The sequence below is a fragment of the Paenibacillus turicensis genome (assembly GCF_017873435.1).
Classification (GTDB): Bacteria; Bacillota; Bacilli; order Paenibacillales; family Paenibacillaceae; genus Fontibacillus; species Fontibacillus turicensis.
The window spans coordinates 275,538-299,334 of sequence record NZ_JAGGKG010000001.1 but is presented as its reverse complement, the minus strand read 5'-3'; the positions used below and the strand labels follow the sequence as shown (position 1 = coordinate 299,334).

General features: G+C 39.9%; 15 protein-coding genes and 1 riboswitch. Of the genes, 13 read left to right on the top strand and 2 right to left on the bottom strand.

All coding sequences use genetic code 11. The annotated features are described in order from the left end of the window. Positions 1 to 145: 145 nt before the first annotated feature. The 5 genes from J2Z32_RS01255 (at position 146) to J2Z32_RS01235 (ending at position 7,994) form a co-directional block, all read left to right on the top strand. Positions 146 to 1,399, top strand: coding sequence for a glycoside hydrolase family 125 protein (locus J2Z32_RS01255; RefSeq protein WP_425342977.1), 1,254 nt, complete (start codon positions 146 to 148; stop codon positions 1,397 to 1,399). 34 nt (positions 1,400 to 1,433) lie between these two features. Beyond that, positions 1,434 to 2,804 (top strand): extracellular solute-binding protein, encoded by a 1,371-nt coding sequence (locus J2Z32_RS01250; RefSeq protein ID WP_210087312.1) that lies wholly within the window; start codon positions 1,434 to 1,436, stop codon positions 2,802 to 2,804. 351 nt (positions 2,805 to 3,155) lie between these two features. Continuing rightward, positions 3,156 to 4,031, top strand: coding sequence for a carbohydrate ABC transporter permease (locus tag J2Z32_RS01245; RefSeq protein WP_210087311.1), 876 nt, complete (start codon positions 3,156 to 3,158; stop codon positions 4,029 to 4,031). A gap of 19 nt (positions 4,032 to 4,050) precedes the next feature. Next, positions 4,051 to 4,878 (top strand): carbohydrate ABC transporter permease, encoded by an 828-nt coding sequence (locus J2Z32_RS01240; protein ID WP_210087310.1) that lies wholly within the window; start codon positions 4,051 to 4,053, stop codon positions 4,876 to 4,878. A 281-nt stretch (positions 4,879 to 5,159) separates the two neighbouring features. Further along, entirely contained in the window at positions 5,160 to 7,994 is a 2,835-nt protein-coding gene (locus J2Z32_RS01235; protein WP_210087309.1) for an alpha-mannosidase, read from the top strand. Positions 7,995 to 8,108: 114 nt separating this feature from the next. On the opposite strand, the gene J2Z32_RS01230 is transcribed toward J2Z32_RS01235, so the two are convergent. Next, a complete protein-coding gene (locus J2Z32_RS01230; RefSeq protein ID WP_210087308.1) occupies positions 8,109 to 8,882 on the bottom strand; it encodes an aminoglycoside adenylyltransferase domain-containing protein in 774 nt (257 codons plus the stop codon). Positions 8,883 to 9,126: 244 nt separating this feature from the next. Beyond that, on the bottom strand, positions 9,127 to 9,402 hold the full coding sequence (locus J2Z32_RS01225) for a CD3324 family protein (RefSeq protein WP_210087307.1): 276 nt from the start codon (positions 9,400 to 9,402) through the stop codon (positions 9,127 to 9,129). A 439-nt stretch (positions 9,403 to 9,841) separates the two neighbouring features. Further along, positions 9,842 to 10,012, top strand: a riboswitch (FMN riboswitch). 179 nt (positions 10,013 to 10,191) lie between these two features. Between J2Z32_RS01225 and J2Z32_RS01220 the strand changes: the two genes are divergently transcribed. The 8 genes from J2Z32_RS01220 (at position 10,192) to J2Z32_RS22675 (ending at position 23,688) form a co-directional block, all read left to right on the top strand. After that, a complete protein-coding gene (locus tag J2Z32_RS01220) occupies positions 10,192 to 11,169 on the top strand; it encodes a DMT family transporter (protein ID WP_210087306.1) in 978 nt (325 codons plus the stop codon). Positions 11,170 to 11,753: 584 nt separating this feature from the next. Continuing rightward, the gene (locus J2Z32_RS01215) at positions 11,754 to 13,202 is read left to right on the top strand and encodes an S-layer homology domain-containing protein (RefSeq protein WP_210087305.1); all 1,449 of its coding nucleotides are present in this window, start codon (positions 11,754 to 11,756) and stop codon (positions 13,200 to 13,202) included. A gap of 31 nt (positions 13,203 to 13,233) precedes the next feature. Beyond that, positions 13,234 to 16,632, top strand: coding sequence for a DUF5704 domain-containing protein (locus J2Z32_RS01210; protein WP_210087304.1), 3,399 nt, complete (start codon positions 13,234 to 13,236; stop codon positions 16,630 to 16,632). A 314-nt stretch (positions 16,633 to 16,946) separates the two neighbouring features. Beyond that, positions 16,947 to 21,968, top strand: a complete 5,022-nt coding sequence (locus J2Z32_RS01205) for a polymorphic toxin type 47 domain-containing protein (RefSeq protein ID WP_210087303.1) — start codon at positions 16,947 to 16,949, stop codon at positions 21,966 to 21,968. A gap of 4 nt (positions 21,969 to 21,972) precedes the next feature. Next, positions 21,973 to 22,404, top strand: a complete 432-nt coding sequence (locus J2Z32_RS01200; RefSeq protein ID WP_245251034.1) for a hypothetical protein — start codon at positions 21,973 to 21,975, stop codon at positions 22,402 to 22,404. 221 nt (positions 22,405 to 22,625) lie between these two features. Then, positions 22,626 to 22,760: a hypothetical protein gene (locus J2Z32_RS22470; protein ID WP_280921096.1), complete on the top strand. Its 135-nt coding sequence runs from the start codon at positions 22,626 to 22,628 to the stop codon at positions 22,758 to 22,760. A 35-nt stretch (positions 22,761 to 22,795) separates the two neighbouring features. Continuing rightward, positions 22,796 to 23,140, top strand: coding sequence for a hypothetical protein (locus tag J2Z32_RS22245; protein ID WP_245251033.1), 345 nt, complete (start codon positions 22,796 to 22,798; stop codon positions 23,138 to 23,140). Continuing rightward, positions 23,071 to 23,688, top strand: coding sequence for a barstar family protein (locus tag J2Z32_RS22675; protein ID WP_425342976.1), 618 nt, complete (start codon positions 23,071 to 23,073; stop codon positions 23,686 to 23,688). Before J2Z32_RS22245 ends, J2Z32_RS22675 begins: the two co-directional genes overlap by 70 nt. Positions 23,689 to 23,797 lie beyond the last annotated feature (109 nt).

Below are 23,797 nucleotides of genomic sequence, written 5' to 3'. Positions count from 1 at the left end.
TTGACATACTAATCTATTTACATATAATAAATGTAAGCGGTTAATTAACAGCGGTTATAAAACTAGAAAAAGTTATTACATGGAATTAGGAGGTGTGGATTTGCCATCACCCACACAAAAAACTAGCAATGCTGCTATTGAGAACATGATTAATGAGATGAAGGCTAGGTTTGCAGATCGACCTAAGCTCGCTCAAATTTTTGAAAATGGCTTCCGTAACACGATCAATACGACAATCCAAACGTTAGAGGACAACACGACTTTTGTAATTACAGGTGACATTCCTGCTATGTGGTTAAGGGACTCTGCAGCACAGGTCAGACCTTACTTGGTGCTTGCGAGCAAGGATCAAGAGATTGGAGATATGGTTCAAGGCTTAGTTCAGCGTCAAATGGAATTTGTATTATTAGATCCTTATGCCAATGCATTTAATGTAAGTGCAAATGGTAATGGACATCAAGATGATTTAACAGACATGGGTCCTTCCATTTGGGAACGTAAATACGAAATTGATTCCTTATGTTACCCGTTACAGCTTGGTTATTTATTATGGAAAAACAGTGGTCGTACAACACAATTTAATGATACCTTCCGCCGAGCATCAGAAGAAATTATAAAGCTGTGGCGAACAGAGCAACATCATGAGGAGCAATCGCCATATTCATTCCAAAGATTAGATGCCCCTCTTACAGATACTTTAAGTCGAGAAGGTAAAGGGAGCTTAACAGCCTATACAGGTATGACGTGGTCTGGATTTAGACCTAGTGATGATCGTTGTGAATACGGTTACTTAATTCCTTCTAATATGTTTGCGGTAGTTGTGCTGAAATACTTACATGAGATTGCACTTACAGTGTGGTCAGATAAATCCTTAGCACAGCAAGCACTTGATTTAGCCAATGAAATTCATCAAGGCATTTTACAACATGCGATTGTTGAACATCCTGAGTTTGGGAAAATTTATGCTTATGAGACGGACGGTTTAGGTCATTATAATTTAATGGACGATGCGAACGTGCCAAGCTTATTATCCTTACCATATTTAGGTTGTGTAGCTGAAGATGATGAAATCTATTTAAACACGCGTAAATTTGTACTGAGTACACATAATCCTTATTATTTTGTAGGAGAGGCTGCATCAGGAATTGGTAGTCCACATACGCCTGATCGTTATATTTGGCATATTGCCTTATCCATGCAGGGTTTAACCTCACTGGACTCAGTAGAAAGAGAGAAATTACTTGAATTATTCCAAGCAACAGACGCTGGAACAGGAATGACACATGAGGGCTTCCACGCTGATGATCCTTCGCAATATACAAGACCATGGTTCTCTTGGTCAAATATGCTGTTTTGCGAGTTCTTAATGGATTACTGCGGTATCCGCATTCATAAATAGCATTATAAATTTATTCATCAGGGGGTTTGTCAAAATGAAAAGTAATAAAATTAAGGCTTCTTTTATGCTCATGCTCGCAGCACTGATGGTGTTTACAACTGCATGCTCTAGTGGAGAGAAAAAAGAAGAGGCAAACGGGAAAAAGGAAATAACAGTTACATTTCGTTCCTCAGGCTCCAATGATTCATTAACTAAATATTTTAATGCTGGGTTAGTGGAAGAGTTTGAGAAGCAAAATCAAGATATTAAAGTAAATTTGGCTCCGATCCTTGCAAGTGAAGGAGATTATTTTTCAAAAGTTGTGTTACAAATGAAGTCAAGTGACACCTCTCCTGATCTCATTGCGGAGGATACTTCTATTTTGAAGTCTGATGCGGAAGCGGGATACTTAGAGCCTTTAGATAGTAAGGTTGAAGCATGGTCAGATTGGAGTAATATTATCCCGAACCTGAAAGCGGGTGTTACTGGAGAAGACGGTAAGGTATACGGTATTCCGGCCACCTCTGATACTCGTGGCTTGTGGTATAACAAAGATTTATTTAAAAAAGCTGGACTGCCTGTGCCATGGGAACCTAAAACGTGGGAAGAGGTATTAGACGCGGCTCGTACGATTAAAGCAAAATTACCGGATGTAACTCCGATGCACATGACCGTTGGTAAAGCAAGTGGTGAAGGTGTAACGATGCAAACATTAGAAATGCTATTATACGGTACACAAGATCAGCTATATGATTTTGATACGAAAAAATGGATTGTGAGCAGTCCTGGCTTATTGGATTCCTTTAAATTTATTAATCAAGTATTTAATGTAGATAAAACAGGTCCTGCTTTGCAAATTGCACTCAGTGGACAAGCGGGAAGTATGGCATTTGAGCAATTGTTACCACAGGATAAAATGGCGATTGCCCTTGATGGTAGCTGGGCTGGATCAACTTGGAGTGCAACAGGTGCTGCGCCAATTGAAAATGTAACCGAAAAGATGGGGTTTGCTGCAATGCCAACTCAAAATGGTCAAGAGCCTGGTGCAACAACCATGTCTGGTGGCTGGGCGTGGTCTATCCCTGCAAATGCTAAAAATAAAGATGAAGCATGGAAGTTTTTACAGTTCATTATGAACAAGGAAAATGCAACAGCACGTGTCGTGGCTGAGGGTGCATTAAGCCCTCGTGTGGACTCTGTAGATGTAAGTGGCTATTTAGATCGTCCATTTATTAAAGAAGCTCAATCGTTCTTAAACCATGCACATTTCCGTCCAACGAATGATAAATACGCTTCTGTTTCTACCCAAATTCAAAGTATTGTTGAAAGCATTGCCTCTGGTAATTTGAGTCCTGAGGATGCAGTGAAGCAATTCAAAGAAAATGTAACAAGAGTTGCTGGGGCGGATGCAGTAGAGGAAAAATAATTTGAAATAAATTTAAACTCTGCAAGAAAATTAGTTTTTTATGATAAGGTGGTGGATGCTACAAGTCGGAGGGTTGCTACGACCGCTGTTAAAGACTGATTCCTGAATTGAAATTTAATTATAATGTTATGAATCAGAATTTAAAGAGGTCGTGCTTTCGAAGTAGCTTTCTGTAAGAAAGCTTGTAACACTCTCGTTTCTTCACAATCCCTCCGCCTCTCCGCTAGATTTACGCTATTATAAACTAATTTTGAAATTCAAGCCGAAATAAGATTTTTTAGAAAAGGAGTAGAGGGATTGAACGCTTATGCACGATCATCCCTCTATCGCCTTGTGAATGGAGAGAATGACATGGACAGACAAAGGGGAAAAGGATTACAAGCATTCTTATTCTTATTTCCATCCATCATCCTGTTGCTTATCTTTTTCGTCATCCCGATTTTTCTGACCGTTGGTTTTGCTTTTACGAACATGTCATTGACGGGAGCAGCAGCAAAAAGCTTAGAATTTGTAGGCTTTCAGAATTTTGCAAATATGTTTCAAGATCCAGATTTTAAAATTAGTGTGTATCGTACCTTAGTTTTTCTTATTTTTTCCGCAGTCATTGGACAGGTTGTATTAGGCTTTATGATTGCTCTATTAATGAAGGAAAAAAATATTACGTTTAGACGTTTTGTAGGGATTATCGTAATTGCTGGCTGGGTGACCCCAGAAATTGTTGTTGCTTTTTGTATGGTTGCCTTTTTTGGTGATACAGGGACCTTAAATAGCATTTTAGAAGCCATTGGCTTATCCTCGGTGTCTTGGTTATTTACCTTTCCAATGACTACCGTTGTAATTGCGAACATTTGGCATGGTACTGCCTTCTCGATGATGGTATACCAATCTGCCTTAGACGATATTCCTAAAGATGTGGAGGAAGCGGCCACAATTGATGGAGCAACTGCGTTCCAAACTTTACGCCACATTACGTTACCGATGGTGAAGGGCTCCATTGTTACAAATATGATGTTAGTTACGCTACAAACGTTAGGGGTATTCACCTTGATCTATACGATGACAGGTGGTGGACCAGGTAATTCAACGCAAACCTTACCGATCTTTATGTATCATCAAGCGTTTGTGAATTATCAGTTTGGTTATGGTACAGCAATCTCGATGGTATTGTTATTTATCGGTATCATTGCAAGTCTGTTGTACATGCGATCCATGAAGGTCAAAGTGTAGATGAGGGAGGTGGACATCCATGTTTAAAAAACATCGCATTCATAAACAAATTCAATATGCAGTGCTTGCTTTAATTGCAATCTGTTTCTTGATCCCTTTATTGTGGATTGTGTTAGCATCGGTAGATCCCCATGCACAGCAAGGCATTAAAATTCCAGATACCTTTACATTAAGCAACTATAAGGATGTGTTAGGTGAAACCGCTAATGTGCGCTCTTTTGGGGTGGGGTTACTGTTATCAGGTGGACAAGCCATTTTTGTAGTGGTGGTTTCTGCCTTGGCGGCGTATCCATTATCACGATATGAAATGAAGTTTAAGAAAAGCTTTTTACTTACGATTTTATTTATGACTGCACTACCTATTACAGCGGTGATGGTGCCTGTATTTCAATTGTTTTTATATTTAAAGCTGCAAAATTCGATTTTTGCGACGATGTTATTTTTGACGGCATCCTCATTGCCTTATGGAATATGGATGATGAAAAACTTTATGGATTCAGTTCCAATTGATTTGGAGGAATCCTCTTGGATTGATGGTGCCTCGGTGTGGACAGGTCTACGTAAAATTGTTGCACCTTTAATGCTCCCTGGTATTGCAACGATTGCTATTTTTACGTTTTCAGGAAGCTGGGGAAACTTTTTTGTTCCGTATATTTTGTTGCAAACCCCAGAAAAGCTACCTGCATCTGTGTTGATTTATCAATTTTTCGGAAACCATGGTATGGTTGAATATGGACGTTTAGCTGCCTTTTCATTGCTGTACACGATGCCATCCGTCATATTGTATATTTTCTCGCAACGCTACATGTCTAAAGGCTTTAGCATGGGTGGCGCGACAAAGGGATAACACGTTATACGGCTCAATCTCGAAATTAGTGCTTGACCGCTAACCCAAACTAGCGAAGAGACAGAGCGATTCTGAAAATTGTCTCTTAAAATCAAATTCCATCCATAAATGGACTTTAATAAAAAGGAATATGATTTTAACACAATCGCAAGAACGCTCTGGAGCGTAGCTCCCAGATTCCTATCGTAGTCAAGTACTAATTTCTAAATGGAGTCGGGTATACTGGTAAACATTATTTAGGACCCAAGCTTTTTTAAAAAGGTGCAGAGGAGTTGGATACATTGACGCAAAAAAAGACGGCACATATTATTTCCCATACACATTGGGATCGGGAATGGTACATGCCTTTTGAATATCATCATATGTTGTTAGTAGAATTAATGGATACTTTGCTAGACACACTCGATTCCGATCCTGATTATAAATATTTTCATTTAGATGGACAAACGATTGTAATCGAGGACTATTTGCAGGTTCGACCGTCTCAGCGAGAGCGTTTAGAACGTTATATTAAAGAGGGACGCATTCAGATCGGTCCATGGTATGTTTTACAGGACGAATTTTTAACGAGCAGTGAGGCAAATATTCGTAATCTACTTACAGGACATAAGGATGCCGAGCAATATGGTGTTATTTCCAAAACAGGTTATTTCCCAGATTCGTTTGGCAACATGGGACAAGCGCCACAAATCCTCCAACAAGCAGACATTCATAATGCAGTTTTTGGACGTGGAGTTAAACCTACAGGCTTTAATAACATGGTGGGCGAAGCGGATACGTATGAATCGCCTTATTCTGAAATGTATTGGGAAGCACCCGATGGATCACAGGTGTTAGGGATTTTGTTTGCGAATTGGTATTGTAATGGGATGGAGGTTCCTGTGGGGGGAGATGACGCCAAGGCGTATTGGGATAAAAATTTAAAAAATGCTGAGGAGTTTGCTTCCACACCTCATTTACTATTCATGAATGGTTGCGATCATCAACCGATTCAAACTGATTTATCAGACGCAATTAAGACTGCATCAACTTTGTATCCAGATATTGAATTTAAGCATTCCAACTTTGATGAATATATTGCAGATGTGGCTGAAAATGTGCCCGATGATCTGACAGTGGTTAAAGGAGAGTTGCGTAGTCAGCATACCGATGGCTGGGGAACGCTTGTGAATACTGCATCCGCACGTATTTATTTGAAGCAAATGAATCAGCAGGCGCAGACGTTGCTTGAAAAGGTGGCGGAGCCACTAGCTGTGTTTGCTCATTTAGATGCTAACGCTTCGTATCCTCATGATGAGCTCACATATGCGTGGAAGACATTAATGCAAAACCATCCTCATGACAGTATTTGTGGCTGTAGTGTGGATGAGGTGCATCAGGAGATGGAAACTCGCTTTTTAAAGAGTCGCAATGTGGCAGAGGTGCTCATTAAGGAAGCTACTGCCAAGCTTGTGAAGCAAATAGATACGTTGGGTGTTACGGCTTGGGGTAGAAATGAAAGTGATGTTCATGCCAATGCTTATACTAATTCCGATAAAGTAATACCTTTTACCGTGTTTAACACAACAGGCTGGCGTCGTAATGGTGCAGTAGAAGTGGAGCTTGAGGTCGCAAAAAAATATTTCTCAGAAGGTCCTGCCCCGCACCTATTAGCTCAAGAGCTAAAGCAAGAAGACCTTGGTCACTATGTGATTATGGATGAACAGGGTGACATCATCTCTGCTGAAATTCAAGATATGGGCGTGCACTTTGGTTATGATTTGCCTAAGGATCGTTTCCGTCAGCCTTATATGGCACGAAAAATAAAGGTAACGTTGCTAGCAAGTGATATTCCTGCGCTTGGATATAAGGTGTATGCCTGTCAACAGGTGACATCAGATTCAACAGTAGACCCAACATCAAATTCAACATCAAATGTAACTTCTTCATTGTCAGAAGCTATTGAACCTAAATCTGTACACGTTGAAGGTTATACGATGGAAAATGACAAGCTTGCTGCCACTGTGGAGCTTGATGGTACATTGACCTTGTTTGATAAACAAACTGGTCATGTATACAAAGGTTTAAATGCATTTGAAAATACGGGTGATATCGGGAACGAATATGTATATCGTCAGCCGGATGGTGAAGTGGCGGTTACTACGGAAGGACTTCAAGCACAGATCACAGTTGTGGAGCAAAATGCTGTTCGCGCGGTGATTGAAGCAAGATTAGAATGGGAGATTCCAGCATCTGCAAATGAAACCTTTGCTCAGGAGAAGCAGGAGTTTGTTCCATTTAGAGAAAGAACGGCTGTGCGGACAACAGAAACTGTACCCTTCATTTTAACAACAAGATATACACTTGAAGCTAACAGTGGCATGGTGAAGGTAGAAACACGTTTTAACAATCAAGCTAAGGATCACCGTTTACGTGCATTATTCCCAACAGGTGTAAACAGTGCTTATCATTATGCGGATTCCATTTTTGAAGTGGCAAAACGTGATACACAGCCTGCAAAGGAATGGATCAACCCGAGTAACTGTCAGCATCAGGGTGCATTTGTCAGTGTGCATGAGCAAAATCGTGGCTTGACGATTGCCAACAAAGGCTTGCAGGAATATGAAGTATTGCAGGGTGAGGAAAATAGTATTGCGATTACTTTGCTACGGGCAGTGTCTGAGCTTGGGGACTGGGGTGTGTTTGAAACACCTGAGGCGCAGTGTTTAGGTGAGCAGGTTGTAGAGTATGCGATTATTCCTCATGCTGAAGATGGCATAGCTTCAGGTGCTTATGCGAGTGCGTATCAATTCCAGATTCCTTGGACTGTGGTACAGACGGAGTTACAACACGGGAAACTTCGTACGACTTATAGTTGGTTAAATTGGAATGAGGAAGAGACTGCTTTAGCTTTCTCTACCTTAAAATTAAGTCAAGAAACGTCAGATGTAATTGCAAGATTTTATAATTTGGGTCAAAAAACAGTAAAGCTAACTGCGAATCTTCCTCGTGGTACGGGTGAGATTTATAACAGTGATGTTTTGGAACGTAGACATCAGCTTGTAGATAAGAGTAAAGGTTATGAGGTAGCACCGTATAAAATTGTTACGTTATCTTATGTAGTACAACATAATTAAAATATTTCTTGAATTTATGTTATCCAAAGGACTGCATTTTAAATCATAATTATATTATGACTTGAATTGCAGTCCTTCTTTTTTGTGAAATGTACTTTTAATTGAAATTCAAGCTTATGTGTGAGTTGTAGCTAAAGCAGACTTTATTTCAACTAACATATATTCGCTAAATACTAATAATGACATTTCGTCAAAATGGTTAGCATTCGGTTTACCTATATACTGATCCAAAGCTTTGGCTATTGTTTTGTGATGGATCTGAGGCAAATGAGCTAATCCCCACTCTCCTCCTTCCTTTTTAGAAGCAATATTGCCTTCACGTAAATACAGGAGTACTCGACATAGATTTAATACATAGTACATAGGGGATGCCATAATTTTTTCAGATGCATCTTCAACATCATATATTAGTGCCTGGATATAGTACTTTTGGTCAATAGGTCGAAACAAATCGTGAATGGGGACGCCATATAAGGTTATTCCTCTTTCATAGATGATTGTAAAATGTGCCGCAAGATCAGGGTCATCAAAACCTCCACATACATAATTTTCATCAGCTCTATATTTTGGAAGATGGAGATTAGAGAAATGGTATTCAAATGGTGTTGGAAAAATAAAAGGATGGATAACGTCCTGTAAAACAATGCTGAATTCAATAGGGATAGTATTTGATAAGTCGTTATAAAAAGATAAAATTTGTTGTGTCATTGATTTTTGTTCAAAGCTAGTTAGTTTACTATTTACAACGATTAATAAATCCACGTCACTTTGTTTAGGATTATAGCAGTTCATTGCTAAGGAGCCATGTAAGTATACACCAACTAGTTTATCTTTCATTGTTATCTTTGAAATATCAACCATTTTGTTCAAAATATGCTCTATGTTCATCATAATCCTCCTAAAACTACATTTAAAAATCAGTTTCATATCAAAATATTTGATCTAACTTTGCTATCATGATTTGCTAATTATTTGTTACCATCATATCACCTAGTTGATGCAAGCTTTACTTCAACAATAAATTAAAACAAACATGATAATAAGCTGGGCGATAAGCATATCAGATAAAGAAAAACCCAAACAATTTGCGGAATTTTGAATTCCGTAAAAGTTCGGGTTTAGCACTACCTATTTAGTGTTTAAAATTTTCACTACTTCTTACTATTCTATAAATGGTGCTTTTGGATAAAAACAGCTCTGTGGCTAGCTCATCAATTGTTTTTCCATTATGATATGCGTCAAGAATAAGTTTGTTTCTGGTTGCAAGTTCTTCTTTTTGTCCAGATAAGCTGCCCCAGCTTTTTCTTGGTGTTGTTAATGGGATATATATAAAACCATTTGAAATGTATTTACGTATTTCATTTACGAGTTCGTTAGGTAAAATATCATTAGCATTGCAATAATTCATTTGAGTTGCACACTCCCTGTTCTAAATATTGAATTTAGAATGCAGGTTCTGTACTTGCTGTGATGTAGGCAAAATATTATTGATTATGCCCCATGCGTTTTAAAGATACAGAACCGCATGGAGCTCCAGCCTATGCTGAGTACGCATTAGCTATTCTCCTTTCATTTATGTTTGAAAAAAATTTTTTGGACGTCTTTAAGTAAAACCTGTAGGTATAATTGGATTATAGCATTAAATATGCAGAAAAATACTTAGTATTCTTGAAGAAATAATGTTATGAAATACACTGAATTAGCATTGTAAAGAATGGATTATCAAACTTTGTGCATTTGTTCACAAATATTTCAATTGCTTTTTCTGAAGAAGGTGCTATATTATAGTAAGTAACATTTTGAAGTATCAAATCATAAGTTATTAAATAAACTAAAATAAATTGAATATGGATCTTCGGGGTAAGGTGAAATTCCTGACCGGCGGTGAGAAGCTAATTTATTTCTTAGAAAAAAATGATGCTTTTAAGCCCGCGACTCGTGAGTTGCTGTTAGTAATTTACGACTGACTTGGTGAGAATCCAAGGCCGACGGTAAAGTCCGGATGGGAGAAGATCAATCCTAAGCATGATGGAATGTTTATTTAGGCGCAAAACTTGTCTTTGCTATTGTCTTTATAAGACAGTAAAGCAGTTTTAGCTTAAATTATGCTTAATTGGTCAGCCCCCGAATTGTCGATTAATGTCGATGCCGGGGGTTTTCTGCTGTAAGACCCCATATTCGAGAAGGGGAAATCAACATGGATAACGCAAGTGTAAGAGTAAAACCAGCAACTTTATCTTTTGGAAAATGGAATGTTGGCTTTTGGTTAGTAGCAATCGGTGCAGCAAGCTGGGGAATTGAGCCTTTATTTCGTGTATTATTGCTACACTCATTAACGTCAGCACAAATTGTATTATTGGAGCATGTTATTATTGGTGCAGTAGTATTACCAATTTTGATAAAAAATCGTGCAGAGCTACGCACCTTAAAATGGAAGCAACTCGGAGCCTTAATATTTATTTCATGGGGTGGCTCAGCCATTGCAACAATTTTATTTACAAAAGGTCTTGCGATGGGTGGAAACCTAAATGCACTTGTTTTACTACAAAAGCTACAGCCGTTATTTGCAATTATTTTAGCTCGTCTTTTGCTTAAGGAGATATTGCCTAAAAATTTCTTTCCGTTATTTTTAGTCGCACTAGTGGGTACGTATTTTTTAACCTTCGGTTTTTCATTGCCAATTGGACACTGGAGCGAATTTATCCAAATGGGTAGCTTATTTTCATTAGGTGCTGCTGCATTATGGGGTGGATCTACAGTAATGGGGCGTTTATTAGTTGGAAATTTAAAATATGAAACGGTCACTGCTTTACGTTTTGTAATGGCGATTCCGTTATTGTTAATGATCACAATTAGAGAAGGTGCAGCATGGAATTGGCCTACTGCTTCTTCCGAGTTGTTTCTTGTATTACTGAATTTATTTGGTCAGGCATTATTACCAGGATTACTTGGTTTACTAATATACTACAAAGGATTAACAACCACTAAAGCTTCTGTAGCGACACTAGCAGAACTTAGCTTCCCGATGGTGAGTGTATTAATGAACTGGTTTATTATGAATGAAGTGATCACATGGGCACAAGCCTTTGGTTTTGTATTGATCTGGTTGGCATTGTTCTTTATTTCTAAAAAAGGGCAAGCCAAAGCACCACAGCTTTCAGTTACAAATAAATAAATAAATGAACATTAAATCAATATATTGAGGAAATAAATAAAATGGCTTGATTTTTACAAAGACGCCTTTTACAATAGGTGTTATAAATTGGAATTTGGTGAAGCACACCAGAATCATTTGAGGTATCATTTGATGTCATTAAGATGTCACATAGATATACCTGATGAGAGGTGTGCTTTTTATTTTGCGCATATTCCTGTATTTCTCAATTTATCCTGATTGAAGGAGGTAAAAAGGGAGATTTTGTCGAAAACATATAGCTAGATGGGAATGGTGTCCTAGGAGAAAAGGAGGAAAAGCTTAGAGGTGGTATAGATGAAACCATAGAAGTGGTATTAATAAAAAACTGTAGCAGTGGCATCCATGAAACTATAGTAGAATCAAACAACTTTGTGTAACAGCGTACATAGTTTGGGAATTAAAGAGATTTAAGAACTTAAAGAAGAACTTAAAGAATCTAAAGCATTTAGAGGATTTAAAAGAAAAGAGAATCCCGTTTTAAAGAGCTTTATGAAATCTTTGAGAAGACATTAATCAGAGTTTATGAGTTCTTTACCATAATTGAATTGCAAAGGAGAAGGGAAATGAATAAAAAGGCGATTAGTATTATTTTAGGGATGGCGTTGGTAGCTGCAAGTGGAGGCACACTTTGGGGAAATGGGAATGAGGTGAAAGCACTAGATAGTGAGAAAGCAGGTACATCCGCGACATCAACAACAACAGCGGAGAAAAATGATACAGCAACTAAAACAAATTTAGATACTTCGGTGGAAAAGACCAGCACCAATGAAGACCTGACAGACAAGGATCGTACTAGTGGAGAAAATAATGGGGAAAAAGATAACGTCAATCAGGAGAGTAGTAGTCCAGAGGCTAACGTATCGAACCAGCAAGTGACCTCCTTTTCAGATATAAAGGATACACATTGGGCCAAAAAAAGCATTACGGCTGCGATTGAAAAAGGGTATGTAAGTGGCTACCCAGGTGGTATTTTTAAGCCTGAGCAAGCGATTAAACGTGATGAGTTCATAAAGATGGTGGTTACAGCGTTGAATCTACCTGTTGAAACAGAGGGAGCATCTACATGGTATGAGCCTTATGTAAAAGTGGCAAAAGAGAACAAGTTTTATGCAAGTAGTGACTTTTCAGATAGTGATCTAGGTTGGAATAAAGTCATTACACGTAAGGAAATGGCGCGTATTGCTGTACGTGCAGGACTCGGAGAAGAGGCAAAAGAGGATAGCAAATGGATGTATTTAGCGACCAAAGCAGGTTTAGTTACAGGGCTAGGTAAAGGTGAGCTGGGTGAAACAAAGACAACGACCCGTGCGCAATCTGTGACGATTATTGAGCGTATTTTAGCCGTGAAAAATGGGGAGAAGTTACCTGTAGATAAGTATGCCGTAGGGAGTGCAGAGTTAGCTTGGCATGGGACAAATATATTTACAGTGATGCCTGAGATTATGGTGACGAAGGGAGAGGATTATAAGGGGAAAACGATTGAGGAGTTGTGGAGACAGGATAAGATGACAGTGGAGACACGGGACGGAAAGTATAAAGGTGTTCTTGATGCTTTAATTGCGATTGATTTAGAGGATCCTAATGACCCGAATTTGAAGTTGGTGCCGCCGGTGAATGAGTTGAAGTGGATGGGACATGGCGGTGTAATTAATTACGTCCCTATCGAACAATATCCCATTAGTAAATGGAAAAAAAGCTATCTCCTATACTATAAGGGAAGAGAAATTTATAACAAGGATGAAACAAAGTATAGATCAGATGCTTTCGGTCCTTCTAGAATGCTAAACGGATTTTCATCTCCTGATATGCAGAAATTTTCTAATGGCACCCTGAATCGTTCAACTATGGTTTATCATAAAAAAATCAATGATTTACCTATTCAGATTGTCCCCAAAACAGGCTGGGAACAGATGGAGACGATTAAAATTAAACTTAGCGCACCTAATCTTAGCGCTGCTGGGTATCACTCCAATTTGTTATTAGAGTTAGATGGCCCTGAGTTAAATAAATAGTAAATCATTTTAAAACATAAGGAGAAAACGGTTGAAACTTATTCCTAAAATTAGTGCGTTTATGGTATTGGTCCTATTCATACTGTCCTTTCCGTTAGGACAATTAACTAATGCTACAGCAGCAGAAGAAGAACAATCATTTCCTATTAAGAAAATATCTGATTTTGAAGTAAATGGGGATGTCATTCGTGATAAGAAGACACAGAAAGATGAACGTTATAAGGGGAAAATTTCTGGGCTTCCAGATACTTTTAAGATGGAATATCAGGATGGACTCTTCACAGCCTTTCCAACCATGCAGGCGGAACTTAATGAGGATGCAGGACAAGGCAATATTATTACCAAGATTGAGTTTTTAGAGGGAACTAAAGTGGTAAAGACTCAAAATGTAGAACAACAAAAATTTAATAACAAGGTGTCTCTGACAGGAGAGGAAGTATTAGTTGTCTCAAAAGATAATGAGACGCCTTCAGGTGCTACAATAGCCTTTCAACGCAGTGGGAATAAATGGGTAATGAGTAAATCGTCTAGTTGGTACAACCCACTTCCTGATAAAGCAGTAAAGCCAACCAAGAAGAAAGGTAGCAATATGGATGCTTATCCTGGAACATTTATACAGCACCGAGCTGACTTTCCTAGACAGGAGCCGTATAAAAGTGAAAAGTATCCTGGTGTAGATCGATTTAATGAAGATGTCATTGATCACCGAGAGACAACGTTAAAAAAGTTAAATCAGGCAATTACAGATCCAAAAAGTTCTGAAGCAAATGTTAAGGTGGCATGGGAAAAAGAAGATATTAGGTATCCACTTGGAATAGGCGTTACTGATAAAACAACAACAGTATATGATTTGAAAGTTCCTTCTCTAGGACGTGCTTATGTTTTCTTTACACAGTTTTACGATCATCCAGGTTATGAGCATGGCTCAGTGATGTTCTATCTCTCTGCTTATCAGTACACAATTAAATCGAATACTTATCGCTATCCAGATCGTATAAAAGTATATTATAAAAAAGGAAAAGATAAGCCGAAACCATCAGATCCTAAATGTACTGATCCTATTCCTGCTCAAACGGTGGACGGAAGGGATTTAGATCCTGCTGTTCGTGCCGAGATCAAAGCAGATACACGTGGGGGCGAGCAATTTAACGTTCTTCAAGGTATCCCCACATCAGAGTCCTTGTACGGCAATGTATTCGCTAAAAATTACTTATATCAAAATAAATTTGTACAGATGACAGGGAAATGTACGTTTGAGGTCACGGTCAATAAAACATTTACGCTACAATGGGAGGAAACAACAACCGTCACCGATGCTAACGGAAATAGCACTGAAAAAACAGAAACGAAAACGAAACCACAAACGGTAACGAAAACGTATGAAGTTAAACGTCCCTTTTCCTACTGGATCATAGATAATTTAGAAGTCTATCAAATCGATGAAGCTAGACTGAGGAATTACGCCTTTGATGGGGAGGAAATTTCAATCAGTCCTCAAAACTATGATCCACCTCTATACAGTACTGAGGAAACAGGAGGTTATGAAGCCCCTGATCCTCCTAGCAGCATCGATACCACAGGGGGGGTAATCCTTGGTGAGGACGCTTCCGGTGAAGAATTTCCAGAAGATGCAGAGAACGCCGTAGACAAAGTCAGAGTCACCAACGACACCTTCACCTTCGAGGGTACGACGATCATGGACGGTGCTCAGACCGAAGAAAGTGGACCGACGCCAGGTCGCATCCAGCAAGCATCACAAATCGGAAAGGACGTTTTATATAGCCCTTACAATATGATTCCAACCACCAAAACCAACAAAGCGAATCAGCCAAGTACCGGAACGATTTTCTACGGACTGATGTCTGGCAATATCAATGGGGGCGAAAATAAGGAGTACCCGATCAACGGGATTAACTCCGTCACCGTACATACGCCAGTGGTGTTATATCCTTCGGTGTCCGACGACCAGGCACATAATCAAAAAACGGAGCCTGCACAACATCGCTCCGCCATTATTTTAGAGCGCCCGTTTACCGTTCATTTACCGAACCGTGGGCAACATACGAACTATAAAGGTTATGGCACCCGAGATTATGGCAAATATGTACGCGATAAGCAAGTGAAGTTTCCTTTTGATGTGTATGATGTATTCCGCACCACTTTTTATCCGAAAGGGACTTGGATTGATGTCGCAAGCTATGAAGAGGAAGTGGAGTTTTATTTACCCGTTTGGGTAGACGAAGGCTTTTACGATGTCGAGATGCGCACGTTTGCCGAAAATGCACCCGAAAATCCGAGTGAACAAACCAATGCGAACTTAGATTTAACACACCATGTTGCAAAGGCAACTGTACCTGTGGATGTTGTGGGCAGGTTGTACGATTTTCATGTGACGGACATCGCAGATTTTAACTGGGAATCCGTGTTTCGGATGGAGCAAGGGAGCCAGATGCATACGGGCAACAGCTATTGGGTCGGACAAGGGGATATCGATGGGGATCCAAGATATACTTCATCTCAATATACTCTACCCCTGCGTCCAGGAAGTCACCCTGTGTTTAAAAACCTGGTGACGAAAACAGGGTATCACTTTAAATTTGAGCTAAAAACAAAAGGAAATATGTTTAGTGCAAAGGATGGGATAGAGATCGTCCCTCGTTTTTACTTTATTCCGCTAGAGAAGGTGGAGGGCAACCCGACGCCACAGATCGGGGAACGGGTAGAGGTGGATTTGTATTACCATACGAATGATAAATACTTTATCCAGATCGGCTCGAAGGAGGATAAGGAAAGTAGATATGTTATTTTAAACGAACGATTACGCAATGTACCGCAGGTGGAGCTAGAGGATACGGCACGTTATCAGTATGATGTAGAGAAGAGCTTCTCAGAAGTCAATCAAATCAGCCGCGCTCAATATCTAGCGCAATATAAGGACAAAACGACAAAGCAAAAGACAATGGTGGGTGGGTATGGTGGTTTATTTTTAAGTGCACCCATCCGCACCTATATTGGACCAAAGACCGAGCTACCCACAGGCGTAGACCCTTACCGCGCGAATGCGGCGATCCAAAAATGGTATGGCGAATATAGCATCCCTGCTGGAGTGTATGCGGTAGAGAAAGGCACCAATATTGCAGAATATGGACGTACGCACCAAGGTCTTGATGATGCTTCCCCGATCTTTTTAAAGGAGGGCTACATTGTCGTGAACTTTGATCTTCGTAGCGTGCAAAATGGGCAGAGGGATACACCGCACCTGCAATATATTCAGGGCAAGCTCATGAATCAATGGAGCCAGATGGAGGGCTTTAAGAAGGATGTCATCGATCCCTATGGCAGAACCTTACCCATCCAGGATGGCGATGTGATTTATTACGATGGTAAATACTCGAGTCGCAGTGACTTTGTCCCGATGGTGACGCATTAAGCAAAGAAAATAGAATCATAGATGCTAGTTTTACTTAAAATAGGCTTCTCTTTCGTAGTGGTGTAAGGTGACACACCAACTGCGAAAGGGGGGCTTTTTCAATGTAGAAGAGGTCATTGTTGGTGTCGTACCCTAGAGAGTTACATCTATAATTGTGAATTTTTAAGGAATAAAGGATATATTTCCTATTCTTTATGTTATTATTTTCCTATAAATATAAAAATCATAGGACTTTTGGGGTTTTTTAGGATGTGGGTAGCAGATATGAACCTAGGTAAACAGGAATACATAGTAAGAGAAGAGGGAAATAACAGATGCAGATAGAAGTGAGAGCTTCGGATTTAGAAGAGCTTGGCTCGAAATTAAGAAGATCTGGACGCGAGATGGAGGACATCCGTGCTGAATTACAGCGAGCGATGCGCTCCCTCACCTTGCGAAGTCAAGGAAGAGCGGAGGTAGATGCGTCTTATCAGATGATTGAGCGGATGCTTCAGCAATTGGAGCAAGACCTTGATCGATTTAGTCGTGGGGTCAGTCAAAAAGGCAAAGGCTTTGATGAAGCGGATGGGAAGGCCCCTCCGTTTGAGTGGGGAAAGGTGTGGGAAGTATTTAAGGTTGTCACCAGCATGGCCTTAGATTTTGTTCCTATCGTAGGCAATATTAAAGGTGTGTTAGAGGCAATAACTGGGCGTGATTTGATTACGGGCGCAGAATTGAACTGGTATGAACGCGCATTAGCCTTAGTGGGTCCATTGGGCAAAGGTCTCAAAGGGGGCGCCAAAATCCTGAAGGCCAGCAATGAGGTGGTCACAGGGATTAACAAAATCGTGAAAGCCACCCATACCGTGGTTTCCGTGGTTGACGATGGCAAAGGGATTGTCGAGGCGATCACGGGCGTAGATATGATTACGGGTGAAAGGTTAGCGCCATGGCAACGACTGATGGCCATAGGGGGTACGGCAGCGAGTGCGGGGATAAGCAAGGTGAAGAATAAGAAAGATAAGCTGTTCCAAGCGGCAGATGAAGTGACAGAAGGCATGCCGAAGATGAAGAAAGCGGATGCGCCTTTGGATGGAATAAGAGAGGGGAGTATCCACAAGGAAAAAGGAAAGCATCCTGAAATTTCTGAGGGGAACCGAACTGGGGATGGAGGCCATCACGGACTTGAAGCAACTGCGGCAGGGACAACGGTAGCAGCGGCGAGTGCCATGAGAAATCCAAAGGACGGCAAAGCCAGTGTGTCAGATTCCTCTCCTAAGCAGGACAGGGGAACCCATAGGAATGAGACAGAAACACCTTCACAGCAAAGGGAGAAAAATTCAAACGAACAGCATGTGGAGCGTGCGAATAATGATGCTGAAATAAAAAAACAGGAAGATACGCGACGCGAATGTACGGGCGGAGACCCTATTCATATTGGTACAGGCCAGCAATTTATTAACCACACAGCCTTAAAGCTTTATGGTGCGACAACGTGGGATTTTATAATGTATTACAATTCTGGATTGTTACAAAAAAGTGGGCTAGGTTTAGCATGGACTCATAATTACGACATGCGGCTTGAACTTGGTGAGCGAAATGATACTAACACAAATACAGGCACAGAAAGCATTACCGTTTTTTGGACAGCAGGAAGAAGAAATCGATTTACACTCCATGAAGAAGGAATCTATCGCTGTGACGATACAGATGTGTTACTTGATACGTTATGTAAGCATTCCGAGGGCTATGAACTACGGGTAGGAAAAAGTCGAGAACGGTACTATTTTAATGAAAATGGTGTTCTTTTACGACATGTAAATGCTGCAGGCATGGTCCTACATGCTACACATAATGAGCAAGGACAGCTGGTGCGGTTAGAGGATGGTCTTAGTGGACGGGCATTTCAGCTTTCGTATGAAAAGGAATTATTAACTAAGTTAACTGATGGAGTCCGCTCTATTACATTTGACTATGATGAAGCAGGGTGGATGTCGCAGTTTATTGATGCCGTTGGGATGAGCACCACCATAACCTGTGATGAAGCAGGTCGAATTTTAACGATGTCAACGGATGGTCAGCTTGATTTAAGAAATGAATATGATGAATATTACCGGATTGTGAAGCAATACGATGCTAAAGGGAGCGTTACGACTTTATCCTATGATGCACATAGTCGGCCAGGCTATTTCTTAACCACCATTACAAATCGCGCAGGAGAAGTGGAGCATCATGTCTACAATGATCGCTTTGAGATACTTGAAATTCGTGGTGAAGAAGGCATAATAGCAAGTTATACGTACAACGAAAGAGGGCAACGGTTGACAGAGTCCCATGCGCTAGGTGAAGTGAGCCGAAGAACGTATGATGAAAAAGGGCTACTACGAAGTATTTGTGATGCGTTAGGAAATGAAACAACTTATGACTACAATGAATCAGGTGTATTGATTGCGCAAAAGGATGCATTAGGTGGTATAACCCACTACAGCTATGATGATCATGAGCGACTCATTGGGGTCACACGTCCAGATAGCTCATCCTGTCGTTGGGATTATAATGAAGTGGGACAACTTCTTGCCTATCATGATTATAACGGAGAAACGAAACGTTACATTTATAACGAATGTGGTGACGTGGCTGAAGTCCTTGATGAGGAAGGACGCCGAACTACGATTCTACTCGATGACGTAGGGCGAATCAAAGGCTTACAGCAGGCGCAAGGTAAGGCTACGATTCGTACCTATGACGAAAATGATAAGCTCATTCAAGTGAAGGATGAATTAGGTCGAACGTGGCAGCAAAGCTATGATTTGCATGGAAGAATCACAGAAAGTACTGATCCGACTGGGGCAAAAACAACTTATACGTATACGCCAACTGGGAATGTAGCTACAGTGCAGGATGCCCTTGGGGCTATTCAGCGTTATGAGTATGATGATGAGGATCGCCTCATCCAGCATGAGGATGCCAGAGGTGCCATTACAAAGCTAAAGTATGATCAACGAGGACGACTCTCTTCGGTCATAGACCCGCTAAATCGTAGTATCTATTATCATTATGATGCTGTAGGACGCTTAGAGGTGGTCATGGATGCCACAGGTAATCCCGTGCAGTCGTTAACCTATGACCAAAATGGGCAACCTATTGCCATTACCAATGCTTTAGGACATACGACGCGGCGCCGATTTAATGCTTTGTATCAGTCTGTTGAGCAGATCGAAGCAGATGGAGTAAAAACGGAATACCATTATGATGAATTGTCGCGGTTACATGAAGTGATCCAAGATAGCGAAACGTGGCGTGCCCGTTACACGCAAAATTATGATGCAGAGCATCGGATAACGATGTATCAAGATGCCAATGGCAACGAAACAAAGCTAACCTATAATCGTAGTGGACAGTTAACGGAAGAAACTAATGCTACTGGCCATGGACTTTCCTATCATTATGATGAGCGAGGACGTCTGAGTAGCAGTGTAAATGGACGTGGACAACTTAGCAATTACAAATATGATGCGGCAGGACAACTGCTTGCCCTCAAGGACGAAGTGGGCAAAGTGAAATGGACCTATGATGAAGCAGGTCGCTGGATTGAAGGGAAGGAAATTCATGCACAAATAGATGAGCCATGGAAGCGTCCAACCCATGATCGGAGGGCAAAACAAGGTCAAACAGAAGAACAGCATGGAGAGCAACATGATCAGCTTGCTGATAAGAAACAAGAGAACGAAGAGAATGCACAATCACTTTCACGTAAGTATGATGCTTTAGGTAGACTCATTGAACAACGGGATATATGGGGAAATGTGATTGGTTATCAATATGATGAAGCCCATAACTTAACTCACTTAACTTATCCTGATGGCAAAGTGGTAGAATACCGCTATAATCTAGCAAATGAACTTGTGGAAGTAAAGGACTGGGCAGGTAGACTAACGCGGTATCGTTACGATGAAAAAGGACATGTGATTGAAACTCACCGCCCCAATGGTACACGAGAACGCCGAAGCTACGATGCTTTAGGGCAACTATTACGACAACAGGATGTCACGAAGCAAGGGATGATGCTTCAGGATTTAAAATATGAGTATAACGAAGTCGGCCAAATCATACGAGAGCAAAATAAGCAATTTACGTATGACCAGCTACGGCGCCTAGTAAGTGGGGCAAATCAAGGGCAGATTACCTACTATCGCTATGATTTAGGTGGGAACCTGACGGAGCAAACGGAAAGTGATCCTGTAGGTCAACGTATAAGCAACTCGATGTCCACCTTAAGTTACAGCACAGATAATCGCTTGCATCGCATTGGCAAATATCCAACAGAGCTTGATGCAGATGGAAACCTGCTGTACTTCACGGATGGCGAAAAGATGGGCGCCTATGAATACGATGCGCGCAATCGCCTCATTCAAAGTGGAAGAATGAAATATCGGTATAACTGGAAAAATGAGCGAATCGAGACGATATGGCGAGGCAAAGTAACCCGGTATGTCGTGGACGATTCAAGCAGATTAAGCCGTGTGCTGATGGAACAAGATCGTGAAGGTAATGTCCTAACAAGATACGTATATGGACTTGGCTTAATTGGTCTAGAGGATGGTAGAACAGGGAAATATTTGAGCTATCATAGTGACCAAAGAGGAAGTACGACCATGCTAACAGATGAGCAAGGCATCGTAACAGACCGCTATTCATATGGCATTTATGGAGAAGTCGATCACTACGAGGGCAGCATAAACCAACCGTTCCAGTACAACGGTAGAGATGGTGTCATGACCGATGCCAATGGTTTATACTATATGCGAGCTAGGTACTACCATCCTGAACTGAAAAGATTCCTGAATCGGGATACTGTGCGAGGCGACATTACCGATGGGCAGACCTTCAACCGGTATGCATATGTGAATGGAGATCCCGTGAAGTATGTGGATCCGTTGGGGTTGTCGAAGGAAATAATACCGATGGGGAGTACTTGTCCTAAGGGGACGGGAAAAGATTTAGTAGGTAATAATTGGGAGTTTGATCCAAATAAAGATTTAGATTGGCGCGGTTCTGATAAGACCTACAAAGATGCACTTGATGAAGCATTCAATCGAACTGGTCTATCAAGAGACCAATTTACAGTAGAAAAATGGGGCAAAGATATCAATGGTAAAAGTGTTCCAGTAGAATGGTCAGGACCTAATGGAGCAAATGTAAATATGGATATACCGGAATGGAATAATGTTAAACCGAATGGGTCTTTAGGTGAAGGGCCACATCAACCACATATTGGTTATCAGACACCTGGAAAGGGCGCAAATCGAACTAGGGGACACTTGTTTGTAGATGATGTTCCAGCTACAAGGAGATGATTGAATGAATGTCAAACCAAATACACAGGAATTAATTCAAGTAAGTGCTGATCTAGGTATAGATATGGTTGTATTAGGCGAAAACGAATCTAAACAGTACATTAAGCAAGTAATTGATATCTACAAGCCTTTTAAGATAACTGGACACTTATCAATTGGCGAAAATATTAAAACAATTCCATTAAACGATTACGAATATTCATTCTCAACATTCTTAAGAAGTGAGCCAGCTTACATTTTCTTTGATCAAGAAAGTCGTGATAGAAATGTAGTCGTTGTTGTGAAGGATGCTAACTTGGTAGGAAGACTAATGGAAAATTCATATGGTATGGAGTACTTTGTATCTAATGAGAAAATGGAGTTCCTGATTTCCGTAAATTGGTATGTAATTGAAGTAGCAGGGACTGCAATAAATGCTCTGCCAACAGATAATTAAAAAAAAGAGAAAGACCTTGTCGGGCTTCATGCCCTTCAAGGTCTTTTTTAGAGTAAACCTATGATTCAACGAACAACACATATTACCTATGATAACAAAATAAAGATTAATCCATATTATTGTACGCTACTCAGTTACATTAGGCAGTTGATTAGGTGAATTTAACAATTCTGTTTAGATTAAATCATAACCGTAAACTACCTCGCTAGAAGGTATTATAAATGGTGTGGAAATTGATGTGCGCTATGAGTGCACTATTAAAGCTAAGGATTGATAGTGATTCAGTCTTTACTACAGATTTAGATCCATTTGAAAAAGAAATGACATTAAAGTTTTTAAATGATAATGACTGGTAAAATAGTGTTGCAATTGTTTTCCTTGTCCTTACAAGATGGCGGAAAGTTCAAGCCATAATGATAAAAAAGGAGAGGATAGAGTGGAACTGAATTATTCTATTCTTGATGATAGTAGTGAGTTAATAATTGGATATTGCAAATCAATAGAAGGGTTAGATGGAAATATATTTAATGATGAAGATTTTTTCTATCATAAAATTAAATTGCTAGGGTTTGTTTTTAATAAGGAATTTAAAAAATATCTAATTAAAACAAAAGAATCCATAGGCAGACTTGCTTATATTTGTATCCTTAATAAGGAAAAAATTCGATTGGTAAAATTCCGGTTACTATATATGATGATATTTACTATCATAAGATTGGTTTTCCGGATAAGGTAATAGATATAACATGGAGAGGCTCTCTATGGGAAGAAGTATCAGATAAAGAAACTGAAATTTGGAACAAATGGAGAATCTCTTACCAAGTTCAAAAGAACGAATGGTCTAGTCTTTCTAAAGATAGTAGAAAGGTATGGTTAAAAGTAGTTAAAAATTATAATAGCAATAATTCAAATTATTCTGAGGTAGAGGGAAATAGTTTTTGCTTAGACGGAACATATATAACAGACTACTCTTCTTTCTTTTGTGCACTAGGAGAAGCAATGAATGGTCCCGGAGGTTATTATGGTTTTGATCTTAATTCATTAGTTGACTGTTTTTATGGAGGATTTGGCGCAAAAGCTCCCTTTACTCTATTGTGGGAGAACCATCAGGTGGGAAAAAGGTATTTAGATAAAAACTGCTGGGTCGAGGAAATTAATTATAAGCGTATTTTAGAAAATAAACTTTTAGACCATTCTGGATTCGAAGAAAAAGGGGACAGACCTTTGTTTGAAGCACTTATTGAGAACATACAAAATAGTGGAGTAACAGTAGTACTAAATTAAAGAGTATTTTTAATTTTTAAACCTATGTTTTATATTCCTCTTGCACCCTAAAATACACCAAAATAGCAGTTACCTACTCAGGTAATGAATTTAAGCTTAAAAAAATAAA